Origin of the sequence: Flavobacterium urumqiense, assembly GCF_900108015.1 — a bacterium.
Classification (GTDB): domain Bacteria; phylum Bacteroidota; class Bacteroidia; order Flavobacteriales; family Flavobacteriaceae; genus Flavobacterium; species Flavobacterium urumqiense.
The window spans coordinates 34,099-50,004 of record NZ_FNVP01000016.1; the positions used below are offsets into that span (position 1 = coordinate 34,099).

Below are 15,906 nucleotides of genomic sequence, written 5' to 3' on the forward strand. Positions count from 1 at the left end.
AATGAATTTAGTTTAAATCTTTTGTTTAATATCTATTATTTCGTAAAAAATACAGTTTTTTAATATTGATTTATTAATTTTTTAAAGCTAAAAAAAGGAAATATGGAATAAGAGATAAAAGTATTGATAAAATTATTTTCTTAAAACTTCGAATATTGAAATTGTTTTATATATTTGGTTTTTTTTATATAATTCACACTAATTACAACTAAAAATTGTAAAATTTACAACATAATAATTTTTAATGATAAAATTTACAAAATGGCATTAAACGGTTTATTCAGAAAGAAAACGGTCCAAGATATTTTAAAACAAGTTGAAAAAAATAATGCAGATGGACATAATGCACTAGGAAAACATTTGACCGCTCGTGATTTGACTGCTTTTGGAATTGCAGCAATTGTTGGAGCTGGTATTTTTAGCACTATTGGTAAAGCAAGTGCTGATGGAGGTCCTGCCGTTATCTTTTTATTCCTGTTTACAGCAATAGCGTGTAGTTTTGCTGCCTTCGCTTACGCTGAATTTGCTTCGATGGTACCAGTATCCGGAAGTGCTTATACCTATTCCTATGTTGCTTTTGGAGAAATAATCGCTTGGATTATTGGTTGGGCATTAATCATGGAATATGCTGTGGGAAATATAACGGTCGCCATATCCTGGAGTGATTATTTTACAGGATTACTTGATAGTATGGGGATTCATCTTCCACAATATGCCCAAATGGATTATCTATCTGCCTCCACGGGTTTTAAAGACGCCACTGCTTTGATGCAAGGTGGAAAAACATTTGAAAATTTAAGTTTAGCAACACAAGGCGCTTATACTGCATGGACAACTTCGCCGGTTATTGGTTCTTTTCATCTTGTAGCTGATTTGCCTGCTTTATTAATCATTGTATTGATTACTGCTTTAGTATATCGCGGTATGAAAGAATCTCGTAATGCCAGTAATATTATGGTTGTAGTGAAATTATGTATTGTACTTTTGGTCATTGCTGTAGGGATTTTTTATGTAGATGTTGATAATTGGCATCCGTTTGCACCTAATGGGGCTTCAGGAGTTTTAAAAGGGGTTTCGGCTGTATTCTTTGCCTATATTGGGTTTGACGCTATTTCTACAACTGCGGAAGAATGTAAAGACCCGCAACGTGATTTGCCAAAAGGAATGATGTGGGCAATTATTATTTGTACTATTTTATATATAGCTATCGCATTGGTTTTAACAGGAATGGTAAGCTACAACGAATTGAATGTTGGGGATCCGCTAGCATTCGTATTTGATAAATTGCATTTAAAATGGATGTCGGGAATTATTGCAGTAAGTGCGGTAATTGCAATGGCAAGTGTTTTATTAGTATTTCAAATGGGGCAACCGCGTATCTGGATGAGTATGAGTCGTGATGGATTATTGCCAAAACGTTTTTCTAAAGTACATCCTAAATTCAAAACGCCTTCTTATGCTACAATTGTTACCGGTTTTGTTGTAGCAATACCTGCTTTGTTTTTGAATCTGACTATGGTTACAGATTTATGTAGTATAGGAACTTTATTTGCCTTTGTATTGGTTTGTGCGGGAGTTTTAGCTTTGCAAAACAGAACCGATATTCCTCGTGGAAAATTCAAAACACCTTATGTGAATTCAAAATTTATCATGCCAGTTTTAATAATTGTGGGATTGGTTTTTTCTTTTGGATACAACAAAAAAAACACAATAGACTTCATAACTAATGAAACTCAAATCAATGATTCAGCTGATATCATTACATCATTGAATAAAGAAGAAACTCAAAAAGTATATGATTATTTAGTAACTGTTGATGCTAAAAATGCCACAACTGGAACGCCTGATTTAGAACTTTTACTAAGTCAGTACCAACAAGATGATCTTAAATATGCTGGTGTAATTGCCAGTTTACCAGTTGCGGAATCCATTAAATACGAAAGTGGGTTTGGCTTATTCAAACACAAAATTCCAATGTGGATTTTTCTAATCGTTTTGGTTGGATTATCCGTGTGGTCTTTCAAAGAAAATTTATCATTGATTCCATTATTAGGATTGATTTGCTGTTTGTATATGATGGCAGAACTAAGTGTTTGGAACTGGATTTACTTTACCATATGGTTGTTAATAGGTCTGGTAATTTATTTTGGCTTTAGCCGCAATAACAGTAAGTTGAATACGATCGAAGCTTAATTTTAAAGATTTATATAACGTAAAACGTCTTGTTTATTCAAGACGGTTTTTTTTGGTTTAAACCAAAAAAAACCGTTCGAAATGGCATTCAAACGGCTTTTAACAAAAAAACTAAAAAAATATTATACCATTACTATAGAGTCACTTTTCAGGATTTCTAAGTCCATCATACAGGTTTTCATCATCTGATAGGTTCTTTCAATGTCATTGTCTAAACCTATAGAGAATCGGATTAAACCATCAGTCAACCCCATTTCTATTTGTTCTTCCATAGGAATTTCACTAGATGTAGAAGTTCCCGGTGCGCTAAACAAGGTTTTGTAAAATCCTAAACTCACCGCTAGGTAACCCAGGTTTTTCGACTGCATCAATTCCATCAATTCATTGGCTTTCGCCAAAGTTCCAACATCCAATGTCATCATTCCTCCAAAACCATATTCAGGATTAATCATTGTTTTATAGATTTTGTGGCTTGGATGACTAGCTAATCCCGGATAAACAGTTTTTAGTCCGTCTTTTTCAAAACGTTTCGCAAGATACAGCGCATTATAACTGTGTTGTTTCATCCGAATATGTAATGTGCGTAAGTTTTTCATCACACTAGCGGAACGCAAACTATCCATTGTTGGCCCAAGTAACATGCTGGCACCACTATTTACGTTTTTTAAACTGTCGATAAATTCTTGTGACGCACAAGTTACACCACCTACAGTATCACTGCTTCCGTTGATGTATTTTGTCAAACTGTGAATCACAATATCAGCACCTAATCGTGCCGGAGAAACAGATAATGGCGAAAAAGTATTATCGACCACCAATTTTAAATTGTGCCTTTTCGCAATTTTAGCCAAACCAGAAATATCAGCAACTTCCAGCAAAGGATTACTCACCGTTTCGCAGTACAAAACTTTAGTTTCCGGAGTAATTGCAGCTTCAACCACTTCAAGTTTTGTGATGTCGACAAATGTGGTTTTGATACCTAATCTTGGAGTGAAATTTTTCAAGAAAGCATACGTTCCACCATAAATGGTTCTGCTAGAAACAATGTGATCACCCGTTCCGCACAATTGCAATAGCGTAGGGGTAATCGCTCCCATTCCTGAAGCCGAAACATTGGCTGTTTCTGTACCTTCCATTGCTGCCAAGGCTTTGTCTAAATATAAATTACTTGGTGAGGAATGACGGGAATATAAATAGCAACCTTCCATATTTCCTTCAAAAGTATCGAACATTGTTTTTGCCGAAAGAAAAGTATAAGTTGATGAGTCAGAAATTGAAGGGTTTACACCACCAAATTCTCCAAAGTACTGTAAATCCTGAATGTTGTCTGCGGGATTGAAATTTTTCATAATTGTTTTTTATTGTTGTTTGAAGCTATTCCTGCTATTCGCTCTATCTTTCCAGTGCTGAACTTGTTTCACAAGTTCAGCACTGGAAAGGATGCCGCTTCTATCAGGGCTAGGGGATTTAGGTCTTTAAAAAATCCAATCAAAATAACAGCGTTTTAGATTAATAATCAATTCTACTGTTTAATATTGGATTTTAAATCTATAAAATAAGAGTAATGTAATTTAATTTTCTAAATTAGCTTCTTAAATAGGATTTATATAGATTTTATTTCAATTCAAATTTTAATAAAAATGACATTAGACGCCATCGATAAAAAACTGCTTTTTTTATTGCAATCGGACAGTAAAAAAACAACCAAGGAACTTTCCTTAAAACTTAATCTTTCTGTTACTGCCGTTTATGAACGGATCAAAAAATTAGAAAGAGAAGGGATTATTGACAAATATATAGTGTTAGTGAATCGGAATAAAATAGAAAAAGGATTTGTTGTTTTCTGTCATCTCAAATTGATGCAACACACCAAGGAATTTATATCACAATTTGAGAAAGAAGTTGTTCAACTCGATGAAGTACTGGAATGTTTTCACGTTAGTGGTGATTACGATTACATTCTCAAAATTTGTTTGAAAGACATGCAAGAATACCGAGAATTTATGGTGACCAAACTAACCACCTTACAGCATATCGGAAGTACGCACAGCACCTTTATGATTGGGGAAGTAAAAAATACGACAGCATATATTTTGTAATCAAAACCAATTGATTATTAATGTTTTAAAATAAAATTCAATAACAATATTTTTATAACCAATAAAATATATTGTTATGAAAAAGATAATTTTTGTAGCTACTTTTATTGTGGTTTTTTCCGTAAATCTTCAGGTTTAAGTGTTCAGTAAAAAAGAAATGATGAAAACAGTACAAGCGTACATTGCGCTAAAGTATGTACATAAATGCGAAGTAAATGGACGAAAAACCTGAAATGAAGTCAATGGAAAATATTCTAAAAAGAATTGAGAAAATGCCATCAAAAAAATAATAAATATTCATTCAATTTTTTTTTAAAAGACAGTCAAGATATTGGCTGTCTTTTTTTATTGAAATTACTAAATAAAGAACCTTCTTTATAAACAAAATTCCTTAATTTTGTACTAAATTTTTTTGAAAAACACAACAAAATAAATAAACTATGAGTTCATTTGACGTAGTCATTATAGGTTCTGGCCCAGGCGGATATGTAGCAGCAATTCGTTGCGCACAACTAGGTTTCAAAACAGCAATTATCGAAAAATATTCCGCTCTTGGAGGAACTTGCCTGAATGTAGGATGTATTCCTTCAAAAGCATTGCTTGCTTCTTCGCACCATTACAGTGAAATTGCTCATTTTGCAGATCACGGAATTGAAGTTTCTGGAGAAGTAAAAGTGAACCTTGAAAAAATGATTGCACGCAAACAAGCTGTTGTAGATCAAACTTCAGGTGGTGTGAAATTTTTGATGGACAAAAATAAAATTACTGTTCTCGAAGGACTAGGTTCATTTGTTGATGCTACACATGTTGCTGTTGCAAAAGCGGATGGAACCTCAGAAACTATCGAAGCTAAAAATATCATTATCGCTACAGGTTCAAAACCATCTTCTTTACCATTTATCAAAATCGATAAAGAAAGAATCATTACTTCTACTGAAGCGTTGAAATTGCCAGAAGTACCAAAACATTTGGTTATTATTGGTGGTGGAGTTATTGGGATTGAACTAGGTCAGGTATATTTACGATTGGGAGCACAAGTTTCTGTAGTGGAATACATGGACCGAATCATTCCAGGAATGGATGCTTCATTGTCTAAAGAATTGACTAAAGTATTAAAAAAACAAGGCATGAAATTCTACGTTTCACACAAAGTGAAGTCAGTAGAAAGAAATGGTGATATCGTTGCTGTTCAAGCCGAAAATGCAAAGGGTGAAACGATTACGCTTGAAGGGAATTATGCATTGGTTTCTGTAGGTCGTCGTCCGTATACTGATGGATTGAATGCTGATAAAGCAGGCGTGAAAATCTCTGATAGAGGAATGGTTGAAGTAAATGACCATTTACAAACTTCAGTTCCTAATATCTATGCAATTGGTGATGTTGTTCGTGGAGCAATGTTAGCGCACAAAGCAGAAGAAGAAGGAGTAATGGTTGCTGAAATATTAGCAGGCCAAAAGCCACATATTGATTATAACTTGATTCCTGGCGTTGTTTATACATGGCCAGAAGTGGCTGCAGTAGGGCAAACGGAAGAGCAATTAAAAGCTGCCGGAATAGATTATAAATCAGGAAGTTTCCCATTCAAAGCTTTAGGTCGTGCTCGCGCAGGTGGAGATTTAGACGGATTTGTAAAGATTCTTGCTGATGCAAAAACCGATGAGGTTCTGGGAGTTCACATGATTGGTGCGCGTTGTGCGGATTTAATAGCTGAAGCTGTTACTGCTATGGAATTCAAAGCGTCTGCTGAAGATATTTCAAGAATGTCTCATGCGCATCCTACATTTGCAGAAGCAATAAAAGAAGCAGCACTTGCCGCTACAGATAATAGAGCACTGCACGTATAAATAGAAAAAAAATAATTGTTTTATACAAAGAAACCCGTCTCCTTTTAATAGAAGACGGGTTTTTCAATATATGAACTAAAATTATTTAGCGACAAATACACTTTTATAATTGTCCCAATGGCTAAAGATTAAAAAGATATTTCCAAAAAATACAAATAAAGCTATTGGTAAGTTTTCTGGCGTTAGGAAAAAATTAATTAGTAATATATTTAAAGTAACCGGCAAAATGATAAGATTAGCCAAGGTTACATACCGACCGGTAATAAATGAAATTGCACAAAGAAATTCCAAAGATTTTGCTAAAGGTATCAAGTAAGTTGATGCCATTAAACCGACATTAAATGCTTTGAAATTTCCAGTCGTTTCAGCCTCAGGAGATAGATGTAAAAAAAAACTAATTGAGGTATAAAGAAAAAGGAGTCCTAGTAAAGATCTAACAATGATGATTGCAATTTTCATGGTATATGGTTTTATTGGTTACATCTTAAGTATCCTATTTAGGATAGTACTTTCATCCCTGTAAATTTCCCATTTGTGTACTGATAAATCAGCAAAACGATGCTCGTACATCTAGTTATGATTTTGCAGTTTTTTATAAATTGAACTACCATCATGAACAGTATTATTAACCATTTCATATTCTTTTTCTTGCGGCATCAATGGCAATCAAAACTTTCCCTTTTTTTATGGACATTATCAAGGAATTTAAAATCAATCTACTATAACAAATTTACAAAAAAACAAGCTAATTTTTACAGTAATCTCTTATCGAAGGATTTTTTTTATTGTAATTTTGAATTTTAAAGAAATATAGTAATTGAGAACTTCAATTTTTAAGCAAATTTCGGATCCAAAGTTGTTTAAACAACAGCTTCTATTTTGGGGACAACAATTCCGTGAAATCATTTTTATGGATAGCAACGAATATCCACAACAGTATTCCAGTTATGATTGTATTCTCGCTGTAGATGCTTTTACTTCCATAAAAACCGACGATCATAACGCTTTCGAAGATTTAAAACAATATCAGCAAATCACTAAGGATTGGCTTTTTGGTTATTTATCTTTCGATTTAAAAAATGATGTTGAGCATTTAAAATCAAGTAATTTTGATGGGTTGGGTTTTCCTGATTTGTTTTTCTTTCAACCCAAAAAAATATTTTTGTTGAAAGGAAATGAACTCGAAATTCAATATCTCAATATGTGTGATGATGAAATAGAGGAGGATTTAGAAGAAATAAATATTCAGTCTTCAATATTTAATGTTCAGAACTCACAAATCAAAATTCAACAACGAATTTCAAGAGAAAATTATCTTGTTAAAGCATCCAAAATATTAGATCATATCCATCAGGGTGACATTTATGAAGTTAATTTTTGTATGGAATTTTTTGCTGAAAATGCGATTATTAATCCGTTGGAAAAATTTGTAAAACTCAATGCAATTTCTCAGCCTCCCTTTGCAATTTATTTTAAAAACAATAAACATTTTTTACTTTCAGCATCACCGGAACGTTATTTAAGGAAAGAAGCAGAAGTATTAATTTCTCAACCCATTAAAGGAACTACCAAGCGATTTTTGGATACAATTGAAGATGAAAAATCAAGAAATCAATTGGCTTTAGACCCAAAAGAACGCGCTGAAAACATCATGATTACTGATTTAGTTCGGAATGATTTGTCTCGAACGGCTCAAAAAGGTTCTGTTGAAGTAGCGGAGTTGTGTGCCATTTATTCTTTTATGCAAGTACACCAAATGATTTCTACAGTTACTTCAAAATTAGATAACCAATACTCCGCTGTTGAAGCTATAAAAACTACTTTTCCTATGGGAAGTATGACTGGAGCGCCTAAAATTTCAGCATTGAAAATTATTGAAGAACTGGAAGCAACAAAACGCGGTTTGTATAGCGGTGCCGTGGGTTATTTTACACCAAATTGCGACTTCGATTTCAATGTGGTTATTCGAAGTATTTTGTATAATGAAGAAAAGAAATACGTTTCGTTTTCAGTGGGAAGTGCTATAACGGCACAATCTCTTCCTGAAAAGGAGTATGAGGAATGTTTGCTTAAAGCCAAAGCAATGCTTGAAGTTTTAAGTAAAAGTGGAATGAATTAATTACTTTTAAAAATGAAGCAAAAATTAGAAAATCATCTTAGCCAAAATCTCCAGTTTTTGAATGGAAAAAAGTTGCTTCTTGCCACAAGCGGAGGATTAGACAGTATGGTTATGGCTGATTTATTCCATAAGTTAAATTATGAAATCGCTATTGCGCATTGCAATTTTCAACTCCGAGAAATGGAAAGTTTTGAAGATCAGAACTTTGTTCAGGAATATGCTAATACAAATTCGACACCTCTTTTTTTAACACAATTTGATACTAAAGCTTTTGCAGAAGACTACAAATTATCTACTCAAATTGCCGCTCGCGAATTAAGATACAACTGGTTTTATGAGCTTTTGGAAACAGAAAACTACGACTATATTCTGACTGCACATCACGCCGATGATAACTTAGAAACCTTTCTCATTAATCTTAGTCGAGGTACTGGATTAGAAGGTTTAACCGGAATTCCGGAGAAAAATGAAAATATAATTCGGCCATTATTGTTGTTTTCAAGACAAGAAATTGAAAATTATGCAAAAGAAAACAATATAAAATGGAGAGAAGACAGCAGTAATGCTTCCGATAAATATTTGAGGAATAAAATTCGGCATCATTTAGTTCCGATATTAAAAGCGTTAAATCCAAATTTTATCACCTCTTTTCAAAAAACGCAAACCTATTTGCAGGAAGCACAAGACATGGTTGAAGATGCTTCAATAATAGTTTATCAACAAGTGGCAAAGCAAGAAGGTGACGACATTCATTTTGATTTGAATCAATTGAGGAAATTACCAAATTACAAATCGTATTTGTACCAATGGCTTCATGAATTTGGATTTTCGGCATGGGAAGATATATATGATTTGGTTGAAAGTCAATCTGGTAAACAGGTTTTTTCTCTTGAATTTAGATTGATAAAAGACAGAAATTCTTTAATTTTAAGTCCGATAAATTTAATAACTGAAAAGGAGGAATTTTTAATTGAAGAAAATCAGAAAGAAGTTAAAATTCCCTTAAATCTTTCATTTTGTAAAGTAACTGACATTAGTTTAGTTTCGAATACAACTATATTTGTTGCTACTGATAAATTACAATTTCCTTTGGTTTTACGCCATTGGAATGAAGGAGATGTTTTTCAGCCTTTTGGAATGGGAGGCAAATCTAAGAAAGTGAGCAAGCTTTTTAAAGACGAAAAATTGTCATTGATCGATAAAGAAAATGCATGGCTTTTATGTTCCAATAATGAAATCGTTTGGGTTATTGGGATTCGGCAGGATGAACGTTTTAGAATAGAAAATAAAGCAGAAAATATACTTAAAATACAATTAGAATAATGAGGAAAATTATTTTTTTACTACTTGTTTTTTTGGCTTTCGCCAAAGGAAACGCACAAATTCTGGATCCCGCAAAATGGACCACCAAAATTGAGAAAAAATCGGAGAATACATATTTGTTGACTTTTAATGCTGTCATTGAAAAAGACTGGCATATGTATTCTCAATTTACACCAGATGGCGGACCACTGGCATTAGAAGTTATTTTCAAAAATCAAAAAGGTAATTTTACCTTAGTTGGCAAAGCCAAAGAAAGTAAAACTACAACTGCTTTTAATGATGTTTTTGGTGTTAATGAAACGTTTTTTCACGATAAAGCTCAAATTCAGCAACAAGTTATTATCACAAATCCAAAGCTTACTACAATTGAAGTTGATTTGAATTATCAGGTCTGCAAAGAGGCGTGTATTAATTTGGAAAAAAAATTCACTTTTGCGATTCCTTCACCTTTAAAAAACTCTGTTGATGCCGTTAAAAAAGAGGCTGTTGTTACAGATAGTGTAAGATCAGATTCAACGGTTGTAAAAACCGAAGTAGGTACAGCGACTGTTATTCCTGCAAAAGTCAATATTCCTGATGCTAATCCGGTAAATAAAAGAGGACTTTGGTCTATATTTTTCATCGCTTTTTTCTCAGGATTTGCCGCTTTGCTTACGCCATGTGTCTTTCCGATGATTCCCATGACCGTAAGTTTTTTTACCAAGCAAAGTAAATCAAGAGCCAAGGGGATTAAAAACGCACTTATTTACGGAGTTTCGATTATATTTATCTATGTTGTATTAGGGTTTTTAGTGACTTGGATTTTTGGTGCCGGAGCATTAAATGCGTTGTCTACCAATGTTTGGTTTAATATCATTTTCTTTCTTTTATTGATTGTTTTTGCATTTTCATTTCTTGGTGCATTCGAAATTATGCTGCCTCAATCGTGGGCTAATAAAGTAGACAGTCAGGCAGACAGAGGAGGAATAGTTGGAATTTTATTTATGGCATTGGCACTTGCTATTGTTTCATTTTCTTGTACGGGACCTATTGTAGGAACACTTTTAGTAGAAGCTGCTTCTAAAGGAGGTATTGCTCCAATTATAGGAATGTTTGGTTTTTCATTGGCATTAGCCTTACCATTCATGCTATTTGCCATGTTTCCAGGTTGGTTACATTCTTTACCTAAATCAGGTGGATGGCTTAATACGGTGAAAGTAGTTTTGGGTTTTTTGGAATTGGCTTTGGCTTTCAAATTTTTATCGAATGCTGATTTAGTTTTGCAATTGCATTTATTGGAAAGAGAAGTTTTCTTGGCGATTTGGATCGCTGTTTTTGGAACTTTGGCCTTTTATTTATTCGGAAAAATTACTTTGCCACACGATAGTCCTTTACCACATATTTCTGTAGGAAGATTAGCTTTTGGGTTAGTTGTTTTAATTTTTACCATTTATTTAATACCCGGACTTTGGGGAGCACCACTAAAATTAATTAATGCTTTTCCGCCACCAATGGAATATAGCGAAAGTCCAATGGGTTTTGTAGGTTCCGGAGTAAAGGAATCGGCAGTTGTTTTACCGGATGGGGCAAAAAGTGGACCTCACGGTTTAGTGGTTTTTGATGATTATGAAAAAGGTTTGGCTTACGCCAAAACGGTAAACAAACCCATAATGCTTGATTTTACAGGTTATGCTTGTGTGAATTGTAGAAAAATGGAAAATAATGTTTGGTCTGCTGATCGTGTTTTATCCCAATTGAAAAATGAAGTAGTATTAATTTCGTTATATGTAGATGATAAAAGAGAATTGCCTAAAGAAGAACAATTTGTTTCGAAAACAACAGGAGCCGAAATTGAAACTACAGGAGATAAGTGGACTGATTTTATGATTTCGAAATACAAAACCAATACCCAGCCTTTGTATGTTTTAACAGATTTAGAAGGGAAAAGTTTAAATGAAGAAAAGCCTACTATTAGTTATGTTGGAGTGGATGAATATGCAAGTTGGCTAAAAATTGGAATCTCTCAATTCAAAAAATAGAATCTTAAAATATTTTTTTAAAATATTCAAAACCTGTTCAACTCTTTGGACAGGTTTTTTTTATTTCTTTTTTACGGTGTACATAATTTTGCATCCTATTTTTAAATGTTATGTGAACGATTTAAATGAAGTACAATAGCGACTTTATTTTAACCGTGTTTTGCACTATTGTTCTTATTCCTATTGTCTTATTTAACAGTATTATTCTAGTCTATTTTTTTGAATAAATAACTCTAAATAATGTATGGATTTTAAAAAAATAAGCATTTCATTTTTAAGTTAAAAAGTTCCATTTATATAATTTCAAATTAGATTTCAATTTTTTTGAAAGGAAATATGGGATGAAAAGGTGATGAATTCCTATTCGATTTATTTTTTATTATCCTGGAAAATGCAATATATGTAGTTAGTAGTTTTTTTTATTCTGTTCATCGGAAATGTCTAAAAAATAATACTAATGTATTCTTAATTATTTAACTTAGTCTATAAGTATTTGAAATTTAGCTACTTGCTGTAAGATTTTTTATTTAAAAAGACTTTAATTTTATAAAATTGTGTTAAAGCGATAAAATCAAAGAAGTTCCTTTCCCATCTAAATTTTAAATAAAGTAGTAGCCCCTAATTTATTATTTTAATTCAATTAGTTATGAAGACATTTTTACACAAATCCCATTTTTTATCGATTATTTTTTTACTTACCAATTTGTTTTTTGCAAGTGTGGCTTTTGGGCAGGCAACGGTATCAACTGATTTACTGGATTATCGACCGGGATCAACGGCTATTATTACGGGTTCTGGATTTCAGGCAGGTGAAACAGTTATTTTACTTGTAGAACATGTTGGGGAAGAACCTGCAGGAACTGATCCGCAGTATCACCAACCGTGGACAGTTGTTGCTGACAGCATTGGAAATATTCAAACCTCTTGGTATGTTCCGACTGTTGAAGAAGGTGATGCTCTTGGAGCAACTTTTCTTTTGACTGCTGATAGTCAAAGTGGTGCGCATGCGCAGTGGACATTTACGGATGCAGGAAATGCAAATGATGGAGATGGAACAATAACGGTTTTAACCGCTCCTACTTCTAAATGTTCCGGAAGTACTGGAAATAGCCTTACTTTTACTTTCACTGCTCCTAATGGAAAAGATTTTAATGCTGTGTCTGAATTAACTTTGTTAGTACCTATTGGATGGACAACTCCTCAGAATACAACTTCTACTAACCCCGGATTCATTAGTCTTTCAGGTACAGCTTCGGCAAAATCTATATATTCTATAAGTGGATCGTTGATTACAATTACTATGACTTGTAGTGCAGGAAGCACTGTTATTATAACATATGAAGGTGGAGGTACAAAAGTGACTGTACCAACTGTCGGAACTAATACAATATATACATTCACAACTCAAACAAAACAAAATGGCGGGACACTAACAAATATTGCCTCACAGCCAATTGTAACCTTGAATGCAAACAATAATGCAGGAGCAGCTTCATCAACACCAACTTTATGTATTAATACAGTGTTAACGAATATTACACATACTACAACTGTTGCAACTGGTATTGGTAGTCCAATGGGTTTACCTACCGGAGTAACTGCTGTCTTTGCATCCAATACAATTACAATAAGCGGAACACCAACTGCATCAGGAACATTTAATTATACCATACCATTATCAGGAGGTTGTGGCAGTGTAAATGCAACAGGAACGATAACAGTAACGCCGAATAACACAGTAAGTGCGGCATCATCTACACCAACCTCTTGTATTAATATAGCATTAACTAATATTAGTCACACTACAACTGGAGCAACAGGTCTTGGAAGTGCAACAGGTTTACCGGCGGGAGTAACCGCAGCGTGGGCGTCCAATACAATTACAATAAGTGGAACACCGACAGCATCAGGCATATTTAATTACACCATTTCATTAACGGGAGGCTGTGGAAGTATAAATGCAACAGGAACAATAACTGTAAAAGCAAATAATACAGTAGGGGCTGCATCATCAACACCAACTTTATGTATTAATACAGTGTTAACGAATATTACACATACTACAACTGGTGCAACCGGTATTGGTAGTTTAACGGGTTTACCTGCGGGAATAGCTGCTGCCTTTGCATCCAATGCAATTACAATAAGCGGAACGCCGACGGCATCAGGAACATTTAATTATACCATACCAATAACAGGAAGTTGTAGCAGTGTAAATGCAACAGGAACGATAACTGTAAAAGCGAACAATACTGTGGGAGCTGCATCATTAACACCAACTTTATGTATTAATACAATACTAACGGATATTACTCATACTACAACTGGTGCAATTGGTATTGGTAGTCCAACGGGTTTACCTGCGGGAGTAACTGCTGCCTTTGCGTCTAATACAATTACAATAGGCGGAACACCTACTGCATCGGGTACATTTAATTACAGCATACCTTTAACAGGAGGTTGCAGTAGTGCAAATGCAACAGGAACGATAACAGTAACGCCGAATAATTCTGTAGGTGCAGCTTCGTCAACACCAACCGTATGTATTAATACAGTATTAACGAATATAACACATGCTACAACCGGTGCAACCGGTATTGGAAGTGCAACGGGTTTACCTGCGGGAGTAACTGCTGCCTTTGCATTCAATGCAATTACGATAAGTGGAACACCGACTGTATCAGGCACATTTAATTACACCATTTCATTAACGGGAGGTTGTGGAAGTATAAATGCAACAGGAACGATAACTGTAAAAGCAAACAATACAGTAGGAGCTGCATCATCAACACCAACTTTATGTATTAATACTCTATTAACGAATATTACACATACTACAACTGGTGCAACCGGTATCGGTAGTCCAACGGGTTTACCTGCGGGAGTAGCTGCTGCCTTTACATCTAATACAATTACAATCAGCGGAACACCGACTGCATCAGGTATATTTAATTACAGCCTACCGTTAACAGGAGGTTGTAGCAGTTTAAATGCAACAGGAACGATAACGATAAGACCGGTACCGGTTGCTACAACAACTCCTTCAACTCAAACAATTTGTTCTGGTGATGCTATAATTGCAATTGTGACCAATTCTAACATAAGTGGCACAACTTACGCATGGACAAGCAGCGTAACTGGAAATGTTGATATTGTCCCTTCAATTGGAAGTGGAGATATCAATTCTGTAATTATTAATAACACTACAGCGACCAAAACTGTTACATTCACTATTACGCCTACAGCAAATGGATGCATTGGAACTGCGATCACTGCTACTGTAGTAGTAAACCCAACACCAAATGCAGTTGCAACTCCTACTATCCAAGCCATTTGTTCAGGCAATATTATAACAGCAATTGTTTTATCAGGAAGTGTAGGGGGAACCATTTTTAACTGGACGCGTGATAATAGTTCTAATATAACTGGTATAAGTAGTAGCGGCACGGGAAATATTTCAGGTATACTCAGTAATACAACTACTACTGCCCAGTCAACGATTTTTACTATTATACCAACTATCGGAGGATGCCCAGGCCCTCCGATTACTGCAACTGTAACTGTCAATAAAGAGCCATCATTTACTATATGTCCTTTAAATATTTCAAAAAACACAGATCCAGGTGTTTGTAATGCCGTTGTAACTTATACCTCTACAGCAACAGGCACGCCCACAGCGACACTTACTTATGTATTTTTCGGTGCAACAACAGGAAGCGGCATTGGTACAGGAAGCGGCCTTACTTTTAATAAAGGAGTCACGACTGTTACTATTACTGCAACTAATTCATGTGGCACGGCCAGTTGTAGTTTTACGGTAACTGTATTAGATATAACAGCTCCAGTATTGGCAGGAGTTCCTGTAGACGCTACAGCAAGTTGTAATACAATCCCGGTTGCTGCAATTGTAACAGCAAGCGATATTTGTGACGCAAGTCCTTCGATCGCCTTGGTAGAAACCAAGACACAAACTCCAACAGGCATAGGACATTACAACTACACGTTGACCAGAACTTGGACAGCTACCGATGTAGCATCAAACAGTTCTTCAAAAACCCAAGTGATCACGGTTCAAGATACGACCAAACCAGTATTGAGTACTGTGCCTGCTGACGCAACAGTAGAATGTGATGCAGTTCCTGCAGCGGCTACTTTGACCGCTACAGACAATTGTGATGCAGCGCCAGTTGTAACGTACGCTGAAGTAAGAACTAACGGAGCCTCAACCAACAACTACACGTTGACCAGAACTTGGACAGCTACCGATGTAGCATCAAACAGTTCTTCAAAAATCCAAGTGATTACGGTTC

The 15,906-nt window shown here is 34.8% G+C and carries 9 protein-coding genes; 7 read left to right on the forward strand and 2 right to left on the reverse strand.

Features of this window, described 5'->3' with window-relative positions; all coding sequences use genetic code 11:
• The first annotated feature begins 261 nt into the window (after positions 1–261).
• Positions 262–2,193, forward strand: a complete 1,932-nt coding sequence (locus C4S35_RS14555) for an amino acid permease (protein ID WP_104000878.1) — start codon at positions 262–264, stop codon at positions 2,191–2,193.
• A gap of 122 nt (positions 2,194–2,315) precedes the next feature.
• Here the strand turns inward: C4S35_RS14555 and C4S35_RS14560 are convergent, their stop codons facing one another.
• Positions 2,316–3,542: an aminotransferase class I/II-fold pyridoxal phosphate-dependent enzyme gene (locus tag C4S35_RS14560; protein ID WP_104000879.1), complete on the reverse strand. Its 1,227-nt coding sequence runs from the start codon at positions 3,540–3,542 to the stop codon at positions 2,316–2,318.
• 291 nt (positions 3,543–3,833) lie between these two features.
• Between C4S35_RS14560 and C4S35_RS14565 the strand changes: the two genes are divergently transcribed.
• Both C4S35_RS14565 and lpdA read left to right on the forward strand, forming a co-directional pair.
• Complete coding sequence (locus C4S35_RS14565; RefSeq protein ID WP_104000880.1) at positions 3,834–4,292, forward strand: Lrp/AsnC family transcriptional regulator; 459 nt, start codon at positions 3,834–3,836, stop codon at positions 4,290–4,292.
• 440 nt (positions 4,293–4,732) lie between these two features.
• The gene (lpdA, locus tag C4S35_RS14570; protein ID WP_104000881.1) at positions 4,733–6,136 is read left to right on the forward strand and encodes a dihydrolipoyl dehydrogenase; all 1,404 of its coding nucleotides are present in this window, start codon (positions 4,733–4,735) and stop codon (positions 6,134–6,136) included.
• Positions 6,137–6,217: 81 nt separating this feature from the next.
• Here the strand turns inward: lpdA and C4S35_RS14575 are convergent, their stop codons facing one another.
• Positions 6,218–6,595 carry a DoxX family membrane protein gene (locus C4S35_RS14575; protein ID WP_104000882.1) on the reverse strand — a complete coding sequence of 126 codons (378 nt, stop codon included), beginning with the start codon at positions 6,593–6,595 and terminating at the stop codon, positions 6,218–6,220.
• A gap of 358 nt (positions 6,596–6,953) precedes the next feature.
• Between C4S35_RS14575 and C4S35_RS14580 the strand changes: the two genes are divergently transcribed.
• The 4 genes from C4S35_RS14580 to C4S35_RS14595 form a co-directional block, all read left to right on the forward strand.
• Complete coding sequence (locus C4S35_RS14580; RefSeq protein WP_104000883.1) at positions 6,954–8,255, forward strand: anthranilate synthase component I family protein; 1,302 nt, start codon at positions 6,954–6,956, stop codon at positions 8,253–8,255.
• 12 nt (positions 8,256–8,267) lie between these two features.
• Complete coding sequence (gene tilS, locus C4S35_RS14585) at positions 8,268–9,578, forward strand: tRNA lysidine(34) synthetase TilS (protein WP_104000884.1); 1,311 nt, start codon at positions 8,268–8,270, stop codon at positions 9,576–9,578.
• Positions 9,578–11,596 (forward strand): protein-disulfide reductase DsbD family protein, encoded by a 2,019-nt coding sequence (locus tag C4S35_RS14590; protein WP_104000885.1) that lies wholly within the window; start codon positions 9,578–9,580, stop codon positions 11,594–11,596. Before tilS ends, C4S35_RS14590 begins: the two co-directional genes overlap by 1 nt.
• Positions 11,597–12,242: 646 nt before the next feature.
• Positions 12,243–15,906, forward strand: a 3,664-nt coding sequence (locus tag C4S35_RS14595) for a beta strand repeat-containing protein (RefSeq protein ID WP_146059562.1), incomplete at its 3' end; no start/stop codon positions are given.

Excerpts from the sequence above, each read along its gene's own strand:
- C4S35_RS14555 (WP_104000878.1), top strand. The coding sequence starts at position 262 with ATGGCATTAAACGGTTTATTCAGAAAGAAAACGGTCCAAGATATTTTA.
- tilS (WP_104000884.1), top strand. The coding sequence starts at position 8,268 with ATGAAGCAAAAATTAGAAAATCATCTTAGCCAAAATCTCCAGTTTTTG.
- C4S35_RS14565 (WP_104000880.1), top strand. The coding sequence starts at position 3,834 with ATGACATTAGACGCCATCGATAAAAAACTGCTTTTTTTATTGCAATCG.
- lpdA (WP_104000881.1), top strand. The coding sequence starts at position 4,733 with ATGAGTTCATTTGACGTAGTCATTATAGGTTCTGGCCCAGGCGGATAT.
- C4S35_RS14590 (WP_104000885.1), top strand. The coding sequence starts at position 9,578 with ATGAGGAAAATTATTTTTTTACTACTTGTTTTTTTGGCTTTCGCCAAA.
- C4S35_RS14575 (WP_104000882.1), bottom strand. The coding sequence starts at position 6,595 with ATGAAAATTGCAATCATCATTGTTAGATCTTTACTAGGACTCCTTTTT.
- C4S35_RS14560 (WP_104000879.1), bottom strand. The coding sequence starts at position 3,542 with ATGAAAAATTTCAATCCCGCAGACAACATTCAGGATTTACAGTACTTT.